This is a genomic window from Curtobacterium sp. SGAir0471, assembly GCF_005490985.1.
Classification (GTDB): domain Bacteria; phylum Actinomycetota; class Actinomycetes; order Actinomycetales; family Microbacteriaceae; genus Curtobacterium.
Window position 1 is genome coordinate 1 of record NZ_CP027869.1, and the last position, 17,721, is coordinate 17,721.

A 17,721-nucleotide genomic window follows, 5' to 3' on the forward strand; every position below is an offset into this window, starting at 1 on the left:
ATGACGATGCCGGCCGACCCCGTCGAGGACCTCTGGTCCTCCGTCCTGGGCCTCCTCTCCGAGGACGACCGCATCACCCCGCAGCTGCACGGCTTCCTCAACCTGGTCGAGCCGAAGGGCGTGCTCGCCGGCACCCTCTACCTCGAGGTGCCGAACGACCTGACGCGCGGCATGCTCGAGCAGCGGATCCGGGTCCCCATCACCGAGGCCGTCTCACGGGTCGGTGACGACTCGGTCGCGAACTTCGCCATCACGGTCAACCCCGACATGGCGTCCGAGCCGCGGGTCGACCCCGTCGTCGCGAGCCACGTCCCCGAGTACGCGGAACCCGTGCAGGCCCCGGTGGAGCAGAGCGCAGCACCGCGGCAGTACATCGAGGCGCCGTTCGTGCCGAGCCAGATCGACTCCCCGGGCACCGGCGGTCGCCCGGAATCGCGGCTCAACCCGAAGTACAACTTCGACAACTTCGTCATCGGCTCGTCGAACCGCTTCGCGCACGCCGCCGCGGTCGCCGTGGCCGAGGCGCCGGCGAAGGCGTACAACCCGCTCTTCATCTACGGCGACTCGGGCCTCGGCAAGACGCACCTGCTGCACGCGATCGGCCACTACGCGGAGAGCCTGTACCCGGGCATCCGCGTCCGCTACGTGTCGAGCGAGGAGTTCACCAACGACTTCATCAACTCGATCGCCAACAACCGGTCGAACCAGTTCCAGCAGCGCTACCGCGACATCGACATCCTGCTGATCGACGACATCCAGTTCCTGCAGGGGAAGGACTCCACGCAGGAGGCCTTCTTCCACACGTTCAACACGCTGCACGACCACAACAAGCAGGTCGTCATCACGTCGGACGTTGCGCCGAAGCACCTCACCGGCTTCGAGGACCGGATGCGCTCGCGGTTCGAGTGGGGCCTGATCACCGACGTGCAGGCGCCGGACCTCGAGACGCGCATCGCGATCCTGCGGAAGAAGGCGCAGTCCGACCACCTGCAGGTGCCCGACGACATCCTCGAGTTCATGGCGTCGAAGGTGTCGAGCAACATCCGCGAGCTCGAGGGGACGCTCATCCGCGTCACGGCGTTCGCCAGCCTGAACCGGACGGCCGTGGACATGGCCCTGGTGCAGACGGTCCTGAAGGACCTGATTACCCTCGACGACGACAACGTGATCGCGCCGACGGACATCATCAACCACACCGCGGAGTACTTCAAGCTCTCCGTCGACGACCTCTACGGGTCGTCACGGTCGCAGGCGATCGCGACGGCCCGGCAGATCGCCATGTACCTGTGCCGCGAGATGACGAGCCTGTCGCTGCCGAAGATCGGGCAGTTGTTCGGCAACCGCGACCACACGACGGTCATGTACGCGAACAAGAAGATCACCGAGCTGATGAAGGAGCGTCGGTCGATCTACAACCAGGTCACCGAGCTGACCAGCCGCATCAAGCAGGACCGCCGCTACCGCTGACGCAGACGTGACCAGCTGACGCAGACCCGGTCGGCTGACGAGATCGCGACCATCTGACGGACGGGAGGCACGGTGCGGGACGGCACCGTGCCTCCCGTCCGTCGTCCCGTCGTCAGCCGGACGGCCCGCCCTGCGACCCGCGGATCGGCCCGCCTCGGCACGCATCCACCATCTGAGACGGTTCCATGCGCCGAGTTTCCCCCAGTGTGGAAAGCCTGTGGATAACTGTGGATGACACGCGGTCCTGTTGTTCACAGTTCTGACCCCACCTGTGGAGACTGGGGATGGAAGCGGATAGATGAGATTTGTTCATCCAGACGCCGTCAACACGCGACTCACAACTCACACGTGTGTAGTTCCCTGTGGAGAAGCGGGATGCACAGAGTTATCCACACTGTGCACAGGCGTTAACACCATTGATCCTGGTTAACGATGAAGTTCCGCGGGCCAACCCTGTGGACGGCGGGATGACAAGAAATCCGGGCCCTGCTCCGCTGTGCCACAATGGGGCGGCCGGACAGTCCAACCGATCGACAGGGGTCCCAGCTGTGAAGTTCGAGGTCAACCGGGACGTCTTCTCCGAAGCCGTCTCCTTCGCGGTGAAGCTCCTCCCACAGCGCACGACCCTCCCGATCCTGTCCGGCGTCCTCATCCACGCAGAGGGCGACCGCCTCACGCTGTCGTCGTTCGACTACGAGGTCTCGGCGCAGACCTCGATCACGGCGCAGATCGACGAACCGGGCACGGTGCTCGTCTCCGGCCGGTTGCTCAACGACATCTCCAGCCGGCTGCCGAACGCCCCGGTGACCTTCACCACCGAGGACACGAAGATCTCGGTCACCTGCGGTTCTGCGCACTTCACGCTGCTGTCGATGCCGGTCGAGGAGTACCCGACCCTGCCGGAGATCGGTGAGCAGACCGGGGTCGTCCCGGGCGACGCGTTCTCCGAGGCGGTGTCCCAGGTCGCCGTCGCCGCGAGCCGCGACGACGTCACCCCGGTCATCACCGGCGTGCAGCTCGAGGTCGGCGACAACGACCTGTCGCTCATCGCCACCGACCGCTACCGAGTCGCGGTCCGGACGATCGCGTGGGACTCCGGCCGTGTCGGTTCGGACCCGCTGCACGCGCTCGTCCCGGCGCGCACCCTGCAGGAGGTCGGTCGCACGTTCGGCTCGGCCTCGACCGTGTCCGTCTCGATCAGCGGCTCGTCGGACCGCGAGCTCATCGCCTTCCACGCCGACGACAAGACCGTGACGTCGCTGCTCATCAAGGGCAACTACCCGCCGGTCCGCCGGCTCTTCCCCGAGACGGTCGACGACCACGCGGTGATCAACACTGCGGAGCTCGTCGAGGCCGTCCGACGGGTCTCCCTCGTCCTGGAGCGCGAAGCGGCGCTCCGGTTCTCCTTCTCGGTCGACGGGCTCACGCTCGAGGCGATCGGTTCCGAACAAGCGCAGGCGTCAGAGTCGATCAGTGCGTTGCTGACCGGGGAGGAAACGGTGGTCTCACTGAAGCCCGCCTTCCTCCTGGACGGGTTGAACGCGGTGCACTCCGAGTTCGTCCGCATCTCCTTCACCAAGACGGAGAACCCCAACAAGCCGGGCCCGGTGCTCATCACCGGCCAGACCTCGCAAGAGGCCCCGGCGACGGACGGATACCGGTACCTGCTGCAGCCCAATCTCCTGCTGCGATAGCGCAACAGCCGTACCACTGCGCTGACGCGCCACTGGCAACCAGCGCGACGACGAACAGAAGAGGAAATCATGCACATCGGTCTTGTCGGCCTCGGTCGCATGGGCAACAACATGCGTGCCCGTCTCCGCAACGCAGGCATCGAGGTCACCGGGTACGACGCGAACCCCGCCGTCTCCGACGTCGCCGACCTCGGCGCACTCGCCGCCGCACTGCCCGAGGGCAAGAAGCTCGTGTGGGTCATGGTCCCGCACGGCAAGATCACCGACGACGTCATCACCGACCTCGCCGGCGTCCTGTCCGAGGGCGACCTCGTGATCGACGGCGGCAACTCGAAGTGGCTGGACGACACGGTCCACGCCGAGCAGCTCGGTGCCAAGGGCATCCGCTACATGGACGCCGGTGTGTCCGGTGGTGTCTGGGGCAAGGACAACGGCTACGGCCTGATGGTCGGTGGCGCCCCCGAGGACGTCGAGTTCGCGATGCCGGTCTTCGACGCGCTCCGCCCCGAGGGCCCGCGCGAGGAGGGCTTCTCGCACGCCGGCCCCGTCGGCGCCGGTCACTACGCCAAGATGGTCCACAACGGCATCGAGTACGCGATCATGCAGGCGTACGGCGAGGGTTACGAGCTCCTCGAGGCCAAGGACATCATCAAGGACGTCCCCGCGGTCTTCGCCGGGTGGCAGCGCGGCACCGTCGTGCGTTCCTGGCTGCTCGACCTCATGGTCCTCGCGCTGAACGAGGACCCGAAGCTCGACGCGATCGAGGGCTACGTCGAGGACTCCGGCGAGGGTCGCTGGACCGTGGAGGAGGCCATCGAGCACGCCGTGCCGATGCCGACCATCTCCGCGTCGATCTTCGCGCGCTTCGTCTCGCGTCAGGGCAGCGCGTCCCCGACGATGAAGGCCGTCGCCGCCCTGCGCAACCAGTTCGGCGGCCACGCCGTCAAGAAGGCGTAGTCCAGGTCACCACCTGAGATCGTCCCGGCCCGCGTGCACGTCGACCACCTGCAACTCACCGACTTCCGGAACTACCGGGAGGCGGACGTCGACCTCGCACGCGGGCCGAACCTCTTCGTCGGGCGGAACGGCCAGGGCAAGACCAACCTGGTCGAGGCGATCGGGTACCTCTCCACCCTCGGCTCGCACCGGGTGCCGACCGACGCGGCCCTCGTCCGGCAGGGCTGCGACGCGGCGATCGTCCGTGCCCGTCTGGCACACGAGGACCGCAGCATCCTGGCCGAGGTGCAGATCAACCGCACCGGGTCCAACCGTGCGCAGGTGAACCGCGCGGCGATCAAGCCCCGCGAGCTGCCTCGGTACTGCACGAGCGTGCTCTTCGCCCCCGAGGACCTGGCACTCGTCCGCGGCGAACCGTCGGGTCGTCGACGGATGCTCGACGAGCTCCTCGGACAGATCGCCCCGCGCATGCAGGGCGTGCTCGCCGACTACGACCGGACCCTGAAGCAGCGGAACACCCTGCTCAAGTCGGCTCGCGCGACCGGTGCACGGTCGGGATCGCTCGCCACGCTCGACGTCTGGGACGACCGGCTCGTCGCGTTCGGCGCGGAGATCATCGCGGCTCGCGACCACCTGACCCGGCGGCTCGCGCCGTTCGTCACCGAGGCCTACGCCACGGTCGCCGGTGAGCGGCACGAGGCCACGATCTCGGGTGTGCTCAGCGTCCGGGGCGGGGACCCGGAGGACGCTGCGGCGACCGACCCGGTGCTCGGGACGCCGGACGGACCCGTGACCGTCGCCGCTGCGGCCGACGCCTTCCGTGGCGCGCTCGAGCGCCGCCGTCGGGACGAACTCGACCGTGGGCTGACCCTCGTCGGGCCGCACCGTGACGACGTGCTCTTCCAGCTGAACGGGTTACCGGCTCGTGGCTACGCGAGTCACGGCGAGTCGTGGTCGTTCGCGCTCGCGATCAAGCTCGCAGGAGCCGCGGTGCTCCGCGCCGAGTCCACGCTCGGGGACCCGATCATCATCCTCGACGACGTCTTCGCCGAGCTCGACGAGTCACGACGTGAGCGGCTCGCCGGCGCGGTGGCCGACTACGAGCAGGTCCTCATCACCGCCGCGGTGTTCGGCGACGTGCCGGAGCAGCTCGCGGCGCACACCGTCCGGATCGAGGCGGGCACGATCGTGGACGACGAGTCCGAGTCGGAGTCCGTGCCCGAGCCGGCGCCCGAGCCCGAGCCGGCGCCCGAGCTGGCGCCCGGATCCCGCCCGGCGCCTGCAGCCGACCCGGACGCCGCCTGATGCCGAAGCCCTGGAAGCCGTCCGAGCCCGCGCGGGTGTACCGCCACCTGCGGGCCGTGTTCGGCGACCCGTCCCTCCGCACCGTCGACGCCCGACGCCGCCGGTCCCGCGAACTCGACGCCGACACCGTCCCCTACGGCAAGGGTCGTGAACCCCGTGGGCTCGGCGACGTGGTCGGTGCCCTCGCGCAGGAGCTCGGCTGGTCGGAACCCCTCGCACGCTCGGAGCTCTTCGTGGACTGGCCGGCGGTGGTCGGTGACGAGCTCGCGAAGCACTCCCGCCCGATGACCATCGACGACGGCACGCTCGTGATCCGCTGCGACTCGACGGCCTGGGCGACGCAGCTCCGGCTGATGCGCGCGACCGTCACCACGACGATCGCCGAGCGGCACCCCGGAGCGGGCGTGCAGTCGATCAGGGTTTCCGGGCCGGACGCCCCCACGTGGAAACGCGGTCCCAGGACCGTCCAGGGGCGCGGCCCTCGCGACACCTACGGCTAGCCAGACGAAATCGTCCTCGGGGACGAAAAAAGCCCGTCTGGAGGCCGGACAAGCCCTCGGGACGGGGGTCCCTGCGGTAGACTGGGGAGTGCAGTGTGCGGGTGTTCCGCGCGCAGGCAGGAGCACCTTCGACATGGCAGCAGAATCTGACGACGACCGGACGATCCCGCAGGGCGAGACCGAACAGGCTCCGCAGGCGGAACCATCGTACGGCGCAGATCAGATCCAGGTGCTCGAGGGGCTCGAGGCCGTCCGCAAGCGCCCCGGCATGTACATCGGTTCGACGGGTCCGCGCGGGCTCCACCACCTGGTGCAGGAGATCGTCGACAACTCCGTGGACGAGGCCCTGGCCGGCTACTGCGACCACATCGACGTCACCATCCGCGAGGACGGCGGCGTCCGGGTCGTCGACAACGGCCGTGGCATCCCGGTGGACACCCACGCGGCCGAGGGCGTCTCGACGCTCCAGGTCGTGCTGACCGTCCTGCACGCGGGCGGCAAGTTCGGCGGCGGTGGGTACGCGGTCTCCGGCGGTCTGCACGGCGTCGGCTCCTCCGTCGTGAACGCCCTGAGCTCCGAGCTCGACGTCGAGGTCCGTCGCCAGGGCCACGTCTGGCGCCAGAGCTACACCGACGGGGTCCCGGTCGCCCCCGTCTCCCAGGACGAGGCGACCGACACCACCGGCACCACGATCACCTTCTGGCCGAACGCCGACATCTTCGAGACCGTCGAGTTCGACTACGAGACGCTGCGCACGCGCTTCCAGCAGATGGCCTTCCTCAACAAGGGCCTGCGGATCACGCTCACCGACGAGCGCACCCCGGACGAGGGCGAGGAGTCGCGGAAGGACTCCTTCCGCTACGAGCGCGGGCTGCCCGACTACGTCGAGTACCTCAACGCCCAGAAGAAGGCGGACCTGGTCCACCCGGACGTCATCGCGATCGAGGCCGAGGACACCGAGCGGAAGATCGCGCTCGAGATCGCCATGCAGTGGAACACCTCGTACCAGGAGAGCGTCCACACCTTCGCGAACACGATCAACACGCACGAGGGCGGGACCCACGAGGAGGGCTTCCGCGCCGCCCTGACGAGCCTGGTCAACCGGTACGCCCGCGAGACGAAGATCATCAAGGAGAAGGACGACAACCTCTTGGGTGACGACATCCGCGAAGGGCTGACGGCCGTCATCTCCGTGAAGCTCGGCGAGCCGCAGTTCGAGGGCCAGACGAAGACGAAGCTCGGCAACACCGAGGCGAAGTCGTTCGTCCAGCGCGTCGTCGGCACCGAGCTCACCCACTGGTTCGAGAGCAACCCGGCGCAGGCGCGCGACGTCGTGCGCAAGGCGATCCAGGCCTCCCAGGCCCGCCTCGCCGCCCGGAAGGCCCGTGAGACCACGCGCCGCAAGGGCCTGCTCGAGTCGGGCGGCATGCCCGGCAAGCTCAAGGACTGCCAGTCGAAGGACCCGACGCTGTCGGAGATCTTCATGGTCGAGGGTGACTCCGCCGGCGGTTCCGCCGTCCAGGGTCGCAACCCGATGACCCAGGCCATCCTGCCGCTGCGCGGCAAGATCCTGAACGTCGAGAAGGCGCGCCTCGACCGCGCGCTGGCGAACCAGGAGATCCAGTCGATGATCACGGCGTTCGGCGCCGGCATCGGCGAGGACTTCGACCCGGACAAGGCCCGGTACCACAAGATCGTGCTGATGGCCGATGCCGACGTCGACGGCCAGCACATCACGACCCTGCTGCTCACGCTGCTGTTCCGTTACATGCGCCCGCTCATCGAGCGCGGCTACGTGTACCTCGCGCAGCCGCCGCTGTACCGCCTGAAGTGGTCGAACGCCGCCGACGAGTACGTCTTCAGCGACCGTGAGCGCGATGCCCTCCTGCAGGCGGGTCTCGCCGCCGGCAAGCGCATCCCGAAGGACAACGGGATCCAGCGCTACAAGGGTCTCGGCGAGATGGACTACAAGGAGCTCTGGGACACCACGATGAACCCGGACACCCGCACGCTCCTGCAGGTCACGCTCGAGGACGCCGCCGCGGTCGACAGCGTCTTCGCGACGCTGATGGGCGAGGACGTCGAGTCGCGTCGCCAGTTCATCCAGCAGAACGCCAAGGACGTCCGCTTCCTCGACATCTAGTCCCGGCCTGGAGGCGCGGTGCCAGCCGCGTCGACCAGTCCCGACCCCCTGTGGTCGCGCCCGGCGCGGCCGACGGAACCAGTGCCTCCCGGCCGACGACCGGAGGGCCACCAGAAAGGTGACCAAGCCACATGGCTGACGACAACGAGAACGGCGCCGACGAGCAGCCGGAGATCGTGCACGGCGAGGTAGGCGACATCGTGGTCTCCGGCGACCGCATCTCGCAGGTCGACCTGCAGCTCGAGATGCAGCGCTCGTACCTCGACTACGCGATGTCCGTCATCGTCGGACGCGCGCTGCCGGAGGTCCGCGACGGGCTGAAGCCGGTGCACCGTCGCGTCATCTACGCGATGTTCGACGGCGGCTACCGGCCGGACCGGGCGTTCTCGAAGTGCTCGCGCGTCGTCGGCGACGTCATGGGCCAGTTCCATCCGCACGGTGACACGGCGATCTACGACACGCTCGTCCGCCTGGTGCAGCCGTGGTCGCTCCGCTACCCGCTGGCCCTCGGTCAGGGCAACTTCGGGTCGCCCGGCAACGACGGCGCGGCCGCCCCGCGGTACACCGAGACCAAGATGGCGCCGCTCGCCTTGGAGATGGTCCGGGACATCGACGAGGACACCGTCGACTTCCAGGACAACTACGACGGTCGCACCCAGGAGCCGTCGATCCTGCCCGCGCGCTTCCCGAACCTGCTCGTCAACGGCTCGGTCGGCATCGCGGTCGGCATGGCGACGAACATCCCGCCGCACAACCTGCGCGAGGTCGCCGAGGGTGCGAAGTGGGCGCTCGAGCACCCCGACGCGACGCGCGAGGAGCTCCTCGCGGCGCTGATGCAGCGGATCAAGGGCCCGGACTTCCCGACCGGTGCGCAGATCCTCGGCACCAAGGGCATACAGGACGCCTACCGCACGGGTCGTGGCTCGATCACGATGCGCGCGGTCGTGAACGTCGAGGAGATCCAGGGCCGCACGTGCCTGGTCGTCACCGAGTTGCCGTACCAGGTCAACCCGGACAACCTGGCGATCCGCATCGCCGAGGGCGTGAAGGACGGCAAGCTCGCCGGCATCGCCGATATCCGCGACGAGACCTCCGGCCGGACCGGTCAGCGCCTGGTCATCGTGCTCAAGCGCGACGCCGTGGCGAAGGTCGTGCTCAACAACCTGTACAAGCACACGCAGCTGCAGGAGAACTTCGGCGCGAACATGCTCGCGATCGTCGACGGGGTGCCCCGCACCCTGGCGCTCGACGGGTTCATCTCCGCCTGGGTCGACCACCAGGTCGACGTCATCGTCCGCCGGACCCGGTTCCGCCTGCGCGAGGCGGAGAAGCGCGCGCACATCCTGCGCGGCTACCTGGCTGCACTCGACGCACTCGACGAGGTCATCGCCCTCATCCGCCGCTCGCCCGACGTCGAAGAGGCGCGCACCGGTCTGATGGACCTGCTGTCCGTCGACGAGATCCAGGCACGCGCGATCCTCGAGCTGCAGCTCCGGCGCCTGGCCGCCCTCGAGCGCCAGAAGATCCACGACGAGGCCGAGGAGCTCGAGCGCAAGATCGCCGACTTCCAGGACATCCTGGCGTCGGAGACGCGTCAGCGCACGATCATCGGCGACGAGCTCACCGAGATCGTCGAGCGCTTCGGCGACGACCGCCGCACCGAGGTCATGCTCGGCTACGACGGCGACATGTCGATCGAGGACCTCATCCCCGAAGAGGAGATGGTCGTCACCATCACCCGCGGCGGGTACGTCAAGCGCACGCGGAGCGACAACTACCGGTCGCAGCACCGCGGTGGACGTGGCGTGAAGGGCGCCCAGCTCCGTGCGGACGACATCGTCGAGCACTTCTTCGTCACGACGACCCACCACTGGCTGCTCTTCCTCACCGACCAGGGTCGCGTGTACCGGGCCAAGGCGTACGAGCTGCAGGAGGCGAGCCGCGACGCCAAGGGCCAGCACGTCGCCAACCTGCTCGCCATGCAGCCGGACGAGCAGATCCAGCAGGTGCTCGACATCCGCGACTACGAGGCCGCGCAGTACCTCGTGCTCGCGACCGAGCAGGGCCTCGTCAAGAAGACCGCGCTGACCGAGTACGACACGAACCGCACCGGCGGCATCATCGCGATCAACCTGCGCGAGGGCGACAAGCTCGTCCAGGCGCTGCTCGTCGACGAGACCGACGACCTGCTCCTCGTGTCGAAGCACGGCATGTCGCTCCGCTTCACCGCGACGAACGACACCCTGCGCCCCATGGGTCGGTCGACCTCCGGCGTGAAGGGCATGTCCTTCCGTGACGACGACGCCCTGCTCGCGGCCCGGGTCGTCTCGGACGACGGCTACGTGTGGGTGATGACCGAGGGCGGCTACGCCAAGCGCACCTCGGTCGACCAGTACCGGGTGCAGGGCCGCGGTGGTCTGGGCATCAAGGTGGCCAAGCTCGCCGCCGACCGGGGTGACCTGGTGGGTGCGCTCATCGTGGGTGAGGACGACGAGGTGCTCGTCGTGCTGCAGTCGGGCAAGGTGGTAAGGTCTGCCGTGTCCGAGGTGCCCGCCAAGGGTCGCGACACGATGGGTGTGGTCTTCGCGAGGTTCGCGGAGAACGACCGGATCATCGCGGTGGCCCGGAACAGCGAGCGGAACCTGGACGACCAGGACGACGCCGACCCCGAGATCGAGCCTGCGGGCCCGGTGGAGACGGTGAGCCCTGCGGAAGCTGCGCCGGAACCCGCTGATCCCGCCGACAACGCGCCCACCAACCCCGAGCCTGTCGAGGACGAGGCCGGAGAGGACCAGTCGAACAATGAGTAGTGTCGCCGAGAAGCTCCAGAAGAAGGCGAAACGTCCCACCGGTACCCGGCAGGTCCGCCTGCGTCTGGTGTACCTCGACTTCTGGTCGATGGTGAAGCTGAGCTTCCTCATCGCCCTCGCCGGCTCGATCGTGATCATCGTCGCGACCGCGCTCGTCTGGATCATCCTGAACCAGACCGGCGTCTTCACCCAGATCGACGCCCTGCTCAAGGACGTCACCGGGCAGAACAGCTACTCGATCATGGACCAGTTCTCGCTGGGACAGGTCCTCGGGTTCTCCGTCGTGGTGGGCATCCTCAACGTGGTCGTCGGCACCGTGCTCGGCGCGATCGTGAGCGTCCTCTACAACCTCAGTGTGCGGATCACGGGCGGTCTGCTCGTGGGCTTCACGAACAACTGACACACCCGGGCCGGACGGCAGTCGCCCCTCGATTTCGTTCTGCGAGATCGGTACGGTAGGCTTTCATCTGGTCTGAGGGGCTATAGCTCAGGCGGTTAGAGCGCTTCGCTGATAACGAAGAGGTCCAAGGTTCAAGTCCTTGTAGCCCCACCACTTCCCTCCGGGGCCGGTACGCTGGTCCTCACGGGGCCTTAGCTCAGTTGGTAGAGCGCCTGCTTTGCAAGCAGGATGTCGGGAGTTCGATTCTCCCAGGCTCCACTCCCTCTGGGTGGACTCTGCTCCGCTCGTTCCTCGCCTCGCCCGGTTCGGTCGTCGTGCTCGTCTGCGCCTTCGGCGCGCCGCTCCGCGATGGTCGCCCCCGCCACGGGCGTCCCCTTTCCTCGCTCCGCCCGGTTGGGTCGTCGTGCTCGTCTGCGCTTTCGGCGCGCCGCTCCGCGATGGTCGCCCCCGCCGCGGGCGTCCCCTTTCCTCGGTGGTCGCCTTCGCCGCGCGGCTGTTCCGGTCGCAGGACGTGCCGTTCGGTGAGTGATCCGGCGGCATGTCGTGCGACCGGGGTGGTCGCGCGCGGAGTGTTGTGCGACCGGGACGGCCACGGACGGTGACAGCTCGCTCCGTCGGTCGAGGCTGCTGCCGTTGCGAGCGGGCAGGACATGCCGCGCGTGTGTCACCGGACGGGTGCTTCTCGTCGCTCGACAGCGTCGAGCGTGACGGATGTGCCTCGCTCGGACCAGATGCCGAGCGACAGCGGGGACGACGAAGGGCCCCGGCGGTGTGCCGGGGCCCTTCGTACGAACCGGGAGGTCAGGCGGCGGGCTTGCTCGCCGTGTCGGCGTCGTCGGCGACCCACAGGTCGTCGTCGGCGCGGAGCGTCTGGTACGCGGCGTAGGCGGCACCGGCGACGGCGACCACACCCACGACGATGAGGGCGACCCCACCGAAGCCCAGGCCCTTCTTCTGGTGGCCCGGCGTGTACTTGGCGGCGGCCTTCTTCGCCTTCTTGCCCTTCTTCCGGGCGTCCTTCACGATCTTCTTGACGCGCGGGTCCTTCGCGAGGTCCTTCACGCTCATGACCGAACCGGCGGTCGCGACCAGACCGGGGACGACCTCGGTCTGGAAGCGGTGCGACGCGCTGTGGGCGGCCGAGGTCGCTGCGTGCACGCCCGTCGCGACGGCGGGACGGATCCCGTTGTCGATCGCGTTCTGCACGCGCGGGGCGATGTCCTTGCGGGCTGCGTCGGCAGCGTGCGAGCGGGCCTCGGCGAGGATCGCGTTGGCGTGCTCGAGGACCTTGCGCTGCTCGCCGAGGAGCGAGGCGGTCTTGCCCTTGAGCTTCTTGATCTGCTTCCGACGCTTGCGCGGGATCTCGATCGTCGTCATCTGGTACCTCCATCGGATCGGCGTGACCCCATCCTGCCACCGAGCACCCTGACAGGTCACGGATCGTCGGCTGTGTGATCCGTCTCACCGTCAGGAGTACATGCGAGAATCGGAACATGTCTCTGCACACCGCTGTCGCAACGATCCACACGAACAAGGGCGACATCCGCGTCAACCTGTTCGGCAACCACGCTCCGAAGACCGTCAAGAACTTCGTCGACCTCGCGACCGGCAAGCAGGAGTGGACGCACCCCGGTACGGGCAAGGTCTCGACCGACAAGCTCTACGACGGTGTCGTCTTCCACCGCATCATCAAGGACTTCATGATCCAGGGCGGCGACCCCCTCGGTCAGGGCATCGGCGGCCCGGGTTACCGATTCGACGACGAGATCCACCCGGAGCTCACCTTCCAGAAGCCGTACATCTTCGCGATGGCGAATGCCGGCATCCAGGGCGGTCGTGGCACCAACGGCTCGCAGTTCTTCATCACGACGGTGGCCACCCCCTGGCTCCAGGGCAAGCACACCATCTTCGGCGAGGTCGCGGACGACGAGTCGCGCGCCGTGGTCGACGCGATCGAGGGCGTGCCCACGGACGGCCGTGACAAGCCGCTCGAGGACGTCGTCATCGAGAGCATCGACGTCGAGGACGTCTGAACCCGGTGACCGACCAGGCCCCGGGGCGGGACAACTACTGCTACCGGCACCCGGACCGGCAGAGCTTCATCCTGTGCCAGCGGTGCGGGCGGACGATCTGTACCGAGTGCCAGACGCCGGCGGCCGTCGGCGTGCACTGCCCGGAGTGCGTGCGTGAGCAGCGCGCGCAGTTCCAGGCGAACCGTCGTGCCTCGGGGGCGCCGGGCGGCCTGACGGTCGCACGGCGTCGGTTCGCGATGATGGACCAGAAGGCGACCACGGTGATCATCGCTGTGTCGGTCGTCGTCTGGCTGCTGAACCTGCTCTCCGGCGGCGTCGTCAACCAGTGGCTGAGCTACTGGACGCCGCTGGTCGGGACGCAGCCGTGGCGCCTCGTCACCGGCCTCTTCGTGCACTCGTCGATCTTCCACATCGGCTTCAACATGCTCGCGGTGTTCATCTTCGGGCGGATCCTCGAGAACCTGCTCGGTACGTGGCGGTTCCTGGCGCTGTACTTCCTCGCTGGCCTCGGCGGGGACCTCGCGGTCTCCCTGTTGACGCCCGGAACTCCGGTCGTCGGCGCCTCCGGAGCGATCTTCGGCCTGTTCGCGGCGTTCTTCGTGATCCAGCGCAGCCTCGGCTACAACGCCGTGCAGCTGCTCGTGATCATGGGACTCAACCTGGTCGTGGGGTTCCTGCCCGGTACGAACATCTCGTGGCAGGCCCACGTCGGCGGCATCGTCCTGGGGTTCGTCACCGGCTTCGTCTTCTCGAAGACCCGGAACGTGCGGCAGCGCGGGCTGCAGATCGGTCTGCTGGTCGCCGAGGCCGTACTGCTCGTGGCCGGTATCGGTGCTGCGTACATCAGCATCGGGGGCTACGCGATCGGCTGATCCGCGCTCCGACCACACGAACGCCCCGTCACTCCTCCCGGAGCGACGGGGCGTTCTGCGTGATCAGACGGCGCTCTCCACAGCGGATGCGGGAGTTCTCCACAACTGGGGACAACTCGGTGAGTTACACGGGTGTGATTATCCCCACTGTGGACGGGCCTGTGGACAACTGCGGGACGCGGCTGTGGATGACCGTGTGGAAAGTGTGGACAACTGTGGAGAATCGGCCTCCAGTTGTGGAAGAGCGACGGCTGCCCGCACCGAGCTTGTGGAGAGCGTCGCGGAGCGATCTGCCCGGGCGAACGACGACGCCCGCCGTACCTGCTGGTACGACGGGCGTCGGAACGCGCGGTGGCGGCTACCGCCACCGGGTGGTCATGAGGAAGCCGATGAACATGATCCCGAAGCCGATCAGGATGTTCCACGAGCCGAGCGAGGGCACGGGCAGGGTCGTGTTCGAGATGTAGAAGACGATCACCCAGGCAAGCCCGATGAGCATGAAGCCGAACATGACCGGCTTGAACCACACGGGATTGGGCTGGTCGCCCGCCGTGTCGACCGAGTCGGCTCGGGTCCTCCGGGCGGGCTTGGTGCGGTCCTTGTCCTTGGCCATGGCCGGTATCCTACCGTGACCACGTCTGTGGGAAGACCCTCAGCAGCCCGCGCACATCCCCCACGAGTACGGTGATCCGACCATGACCAAGATCCTCGTCGTCGACAACTACGACAGCTTCGTCTACACGCTCAACGGTTACCTCCAGCAGCTCGGAGCGGACACCGACGTCGTGCGCAACGACGCGTTCCCCGAGGCCGAGATCGCCGACCGCATCGCCGACTACGACGGTGTCCTGCTGTCGCCGGGCCCAGGCACGCCGGCCGATGCGGGCGTCTCGATCCCCACGGTCAGGGCCGCGATCGACGCCGAGACCCCGCTGCTCGGGGTCTGCCTCGGACACCAGGCCATCGCCGAGGCGCTCGGTGCGACGGTGACCCACGCCGAAGAGCTCATGCACGGCAAGACGTCGCAGGTCGACCACGACGACAGTGTGCTCTTCACCGGCGTCCCGCACCCGTTCACGGCCACGCGGTACCACTCCCTCGCGATCGTCGACGGTACGGTGCCGGACGAGCTGACCGTGACGGCGAGGACGGGCGGCGGCGTGATCATGGGCGTCGAGCACCGCGACCACCCCGTCTACGGTGTGCAGTTCCACCCCGAATCGGTCCTGACCGAGGGCGGGTACCGGATGGTCGGCAACTGGCTCGAGACCACCGGTCTGGCCGGCGCTGCCGAGCGGGCGGCGGCGCTCAACCCGCTGATTGCCGAACACCGGTCCTGACGGCTCCGGACGGGCGTGTACCGCTCCGTTCCGGAAGCCGGCCGGCGCTGACCGGCACCCTGCCGCCGGCGCGGTCTGACGGACGCTGCCCGCGTGCGGGCGGGCCCTGATGCCAGCGCGGTCTGGCGGACGCCGCCCGCGTCCGGGGTGCGGCCCGTCCCCGAACTCGCCCGTCCCTGAGCTCGCCCGTCGTTGAGCTGGCCAGTCCCGGGGAGCTGCCCGGCGCTCGGAACGTCTCGACCCTCGAGGTGACCGACGGGACGGATCGCGCCGCGTGCCTCCAGGCCGACGGACGGAGACAGGCCGGTGGGCGGAGACAGGCCGGTGGGCGGAGACAGGCCAGCGGACGGAGACGCGATGCAGTCGACGCGGTGGAGCGGACTACTGCCCGCCGTCCCCGTTCCCGACGCTCCCGGTGCCGCCGCCACCCTGGGCCGGGGCCGCCGGCGCGGACGGCGCCTGCGACGGCCGCTGGGCCGAGGCCGCGCAGTAGGTCAGCGTGATCGTGCTGCCCTGCGCGATGTCGCCCTTGGGCGCGCTCTGCTGCACCACGATGCTGCCGGTGCACGTGTACGTCGGCGACGCAACCACGTTGAGCCCGAGGTTCGCCAGCGTCTCGTTGGCAGCGCTGATCGGCTGCTGCGTGACGTCCGGCAGCTGCACCTTGCCGTTCGAGACCGTCAGGTTGACGACGGAGCCCTTCGTCAACTGCGTCGCGCTGCCGGGGTCGGTGCTGATCACCGTGCCCTCGGGAACGTCGTTCGAGTAGCCGCTGTTGATCGCGCCCACCGCGAAGCCAGCTGCCTTCAGGGCCTGTTCGGCGGCGTCCTGCGTCTGGTTCGCGACGTCCGGCACGGCGACCTGCTCCGGCCCGAGGGACACGACGACCCTGATGCTCTGCTTCCGCGCGACGTTCGTACCGGATCCCGGTTCGGTCCGGATGACCGTGTCCTTCGCCACGTCGTCGGAGTTCTCACCGACCTCGACGGCACTGAGCTCGCGTTTCTCGAGTTCGGTGCGCGCCGAGTCCCACGTGGCACCGACGACGTTCGGTACGGACACAGACGAGGACACCGGCGCCTTGCCCGGCTGCAGGTTCGCGACGAAGAACACCACGCCCGCGATCACGGCGGCGGTCAGGATGATGCCGAGCCAGATCCACGCGACCGGCGGGCGGTTCTGGGTGCGCTGGGGGCGGTGGTCGGCAGCGTCGTCGTCGAGCTCGCGGAACGCGACCGCCGGGTTCGAGGTCGTGCGGGGGTTGACGCCGAAGAGCATCGTCGACGCATCGTGCGCGGCGTCCTGCTGCAGCCTCCGCGTGGACACGGGGACCTTGCCCGCGGCGGCCTGCTGCAGGTCCGTCCGGAACTCCGCGGCGGTCTGGAAGCGGCGCGTGCGGTCCTTGACCAGGGCGTGCAGCGTCACGGCGTCGAGCGCCGGGGACACCTCGGGGGCGAGGGTCGACGGCGCGGCCGGCTGCTCGCTGACGTGCTGGTAGGCCACGGCGACCGGCGAGTCGCCGACGAAGGGCGGACGGCCGGTCAGGAGCTCGAACAGCAGCACGCCCGTGGAGTACAGGTCCGTCCGCGCGTCGACGGTCTCACCGCGGGCCTGCTCCGGGGAGAAGTACGACGCGGTACCGAGGATCGACGTCGTCTGCGCGACGGTGGCGGACGTGTCCGTGATGGCCCGGGCGATGCCGAAGTCCATGACCTTCACCTGGCCGCCGTGCGTGACCATGACGTTCGCGGGCTTGATGTCGCGGTGCACCACGCCGGCGCGGTGCGAGTACTCGAGGGCGGTGAGGATCCCCTCGGTGATGCGGACGGCCTCTGCCGGGTCGAGCGGGCCGTCGTCGAGCACGTCGGACAGGGCACGACCGTCGACGTGCTCCATGACGATGTAGGGCACCTGGACCTGGGCGCCGGAGGCTTCGGTGACCGTCTCCTCGCCCGCGTCGTAGACACGCACGATCGTCGGGTGCGCCATGCGGGCGGCGGCCTGGGCCTCCTGCCGGAAGCGGATCCGGAACGTCGGGTCCGTCGCGAGGCTCGGCTTGAGGAGCTTCACCGCGACCTTGCGACCGAGTCGCGTGTCGGTCCCCACGTGCACCGTCGCCATGCCCCCGCGACCGATGGCTTCACCGATCTCGTAGCGGTTGGCGAGGAGCGTGATCCCCGCGGTCACACCTTCTGGCACG

14 protein-coding genes and 2 tRNA genes are annotated in these 17,721 nt (G+C 68.5%); 13 read left to right on the plus strand and 3 right to left on the minus strand.

Annotation, left to right across the window (positions count from 1 at the left end):
- From dnaA to C1N91_RS00050, 10 genes are all read left to right on the plus strand, one after another.
- Entirely contained in the window at positions 1 to 1,467 is a 1,467-nt protein-coding gene (gene dnaA / locus C1N91_RS00005) for a chromosomal replication initiator protein DnaA (protein ID WP_058728337.1), read from the plus strand.
- A gap of 548 nt (positions 1,468 to 2,015) precedes the next feature.
- Positions 2,016 to 3,161 carry a DNA polymerase III subunit beta gene (gene dnaN, locus C1N91_RS00010; protein WP_058728336.1) on the plus strand — a complete coding sequence of 382 codons (1,146 nt, stop codon included), beginning with the start codon at positions 2,016 to 2,018 and terminating at the stop codon, positions 3,159 to 3,161.
- 69 nt (positions 3,162 to 3,230) lie between these two features.
- Complete coding sequence (gene gnd, locus C1N91_RS00015; protein ID WP_058728335.1) at positions 3,231 to 4,118, plus strand: phosphogluconate dehydrogenase (NAD(+)-dependent, decarboxylating); 888 nt, start codon at positions 3,231 to 3,233, stop codon at positions 4,116 to 4,118.
- A 33-nt stretch (positions 4,119 to 4,151) separates the two neighbouring features.
- Complete coding sequence (gene recF, locus C1N91_RS00020; protein WP_254678286.1) at positions 4,152 to 5,423, plus strand: DNA replication/repair protein RecF; 1,272 nt, start codon at positions 4,152 to 4,154, stop codon at positions 5,421 to 5,423.
- Complete coding sequence (locus C1N91_RS00025; RefSeq protein ID WP_058748787.1) at positions 5,423 to 5,923, plus strand: DUF721 domain-containing protein; 501 nt, start codon at positions 5,423 to 5,425, stop codon at positions 5,921 to 5,923. The genes recF and C1N91_RS00025 overlap by 1 nt, the downstream gene beginning before the upstream one ends.
- 133 nt (positions 5,924 to 6,056) lie before the next feature.
- Positions 6,057 to 8,066, plus strand: coding sequence for a DNA topoisomerase (ATP-hydrolyzing) subunit B (gene gyrB / locus C1N91_RS00030; RefSeq protein ID WP_175415831.1), 2,010 nt, complete (start codon positions 6,057 to 6,059; stop codon positions 8,064 to 8,066).
- Between the two features lie 131 nt (positions 8,067 to 8,197).
- Positions 8,198 to 10,876 carry a DNA gyrase subunit A gene (gene gyrA, locus C1N91_RS00035; protein ID WP_254678287.1) on the plus strand — a complete coding sequence of 893 codons (2,679 nt, stop codon included), beginning with the start codon at positions 8,198 to 8,200 and terminating at the stop codon, positions 10,874 to 10,876.
- On the plus strand, positions 10,869 to 11,276 hold the full coding sequence (locus tag C1N91_RS00040; protein ID WP_058728332.1) for a DUF3566 domain-containing protein: 408 nt from the start codon (positions 10,869 to 10,871) through the stop codon (positions 11,274 to 11,276). The genes gyrA and C1N91_RS00040 overlap by 8 nt, the downstream gene beginning before the upstream one ends.
- Positions 11,277 to 11,352: 76 nt before the next feature.
- Positions 11,353 to 11,429, plus strand: a tRNA-Ile gene (locus C1N91_RS00045).
- A gap of 32 nt (positions 11,430 to 11,461) precedes the next feature.
- Positions 11,462 to 11,534: transfer RNA gene (locus C1N91_RS00050), tRNA-Ala, on the plus strand.
- A 543-nt stretch (positions 11,535 to 12,077) separates the two neighbouring features.
- On the opposite strand, the gene C1N91_RS00055 is transcribed toward C1N91_RS00050, so the two are convergent.
- Positions 12,078 to 12,653 carry a hypothetical protein gene (locus C1N91_RS00055; RefSeq protein ID WP_137766069.1) on the minus strand — a complete coding sequence of 192 codons (576 nt, stop codon included), beginning with the start codon at positions 12,651 to 12,653 and terminating at the stop codon, positions 12,078 to 12,080.
- A gap of 116 nt (positions 12,654 to 12,769) precedes the next feature.
- Here C1N91_RS00055 and C1N91_RS00060 point away from each other — a divergent pair, with 116 nt between their 5' ends.
- Together C1N91_RS00060 and C1N91_RS00065 are read left to right on the plus strand one after the other, a co-directional pair.
- Positions 12,770 to 13,309, plus strand: coding sequence for a peptidylprolyl isomerase (locus C1N91_RS00060; protein ID WP_137766070.1), 540 nt, complete (start codon positions 12,770 to 12,772; stop codon positions 13,307 to 13,309).
- A gap of 5 nt (positions 13,310 to 13,314) precedes the next feature.
- On the plus strand, positions 13,315 to 14,181 hold the full coding sequence (locus tag C1N91_RS00065; RefSeq protein WP_137766071.1) for a rhomboid family intramembrane serine protease: 867 nt from the start codon (positions 13,315 to 13,317) through the stop codon (positions 14,179 to 14,181).
- A gap of 358 nt (positions 14,182 to 14,539) precedes the next feature.
- On the opposite strand, the gene C1N91_RS00070 is transcribed toward C1N91_RS00065, so the two are convergent.
- Positions 14,540 to 14,794: a cell division protein CrgA gene (locus tag C1N91_RS00070; protein ID WP_022907010.1), complete on the minus strand. Its 255-nt coding sequence runs from the start codon at positions 14,792 to 14,794 to the stop codon at positions 14,540 to 14,542.
- A gap of 82 nt (positions 14,795 to 14,876) precedes the next feature.
- Between C1N91_RS00070 and C1N91_RS00075 the strand changes: the two genes are divergently transcribed.
- Entirely contained in the window at positions 14,877 to 15,521 is a 645-nt protein-coding gene (locus C1N91_RS00075; protein ID WP_137766072.1) for an anthranilate synthase component II, read from the plus strand.
- Between the two features lie 381 nt (positions 15,522 to 15,902).
- Here C1N91_RS00075 and pknB read toward each other — a convergent pair whose 3' ends face one another.
- On the minus strand, positions 15,903 to 17,720 hold the full coding sequence (gene pknB / locus C1N91_RS00080; RefSeq protein ID WP_302641387.1) for a Stk1 family PASTA domain-containing Ser/Thr kinase: 1,818 nt from the start codon (positions 17,718 to 17,720) through the stop codon (positions 15,903 to 15,905).
- Between the last annotated feature and the right edge of the window lies 1 nt (position 17,721).

Bases quoted from the DNA above. Each gene is read 5' to 3' on its own strand.
- C1N91_RS00055 (WP_137766069.1), bottom strand. From the start codon at position 12,653: ATGACGACGATCGAGATCCCGCGCAAGCGTCGGAAGCAGATCAAGAAG.
- C1N91_RS00070 (WP_022907010.1), bottom strand. From the start codon at position 14,794: ATGGCCAAGGACAAGGACCGCACCAAGCCCGCCCGGAGGACCCGAGCC.
- gyrA (WP_254678287.1), top strand. From the start codon at position 8,198: ATGGCTGACGACAACGAGAACGGCGCCGACGAGCAGCCGGAGATCGTG.
- dnaA (WP_058728337.1), top strand. From the start codon at position 1: ATGACGATGCCGGCCGACCCCGTCGAGGACCTCTGGTCCTCCGTCCTG.
- C1N91_RS00040 (WP_058728332.1), top strand. From the start codon at position 10,869: ATGAGTAGTGTCGCCGAGAAGCTCCAGAAGAAGGCGAAACGTCCCACC.
- gyrB (WP_175415831.1), top strand. From the start codon at position 6,057: ATGGCAGCAGAATCTGACGACGACCGGACGATCCCGCAGGGCGAGACC.
- C1N91_RS00060 (WP_137766070.1), top strand. From the start codon at position 12,770: ATGTCTCTGCACACCGCTGTCGCAACGATCCACACGAACAAGGGCGAC.
- gnd (WP_058728335.1), top strand. From the start codon at position 3,231: ATGCACATCGGTCTTGTCGGCCTCGGTCGCATGGGCAACAACATGCGT.
- C1N91_RS00025 (WP_058748787.1), top strand. From the start codon at position 5,423: ATGCCGAAGCCCTGGAAGCCGTCCGAGCCCGCGCGGGTGTACCGCCAC.
- C1N91_RS00075 (WP_137766072.1), top strand. From the start codon at position 14,877: ATGACCAAGATCCTCGTCGTCGACAACTACGACAGCTTCGTCTACACG.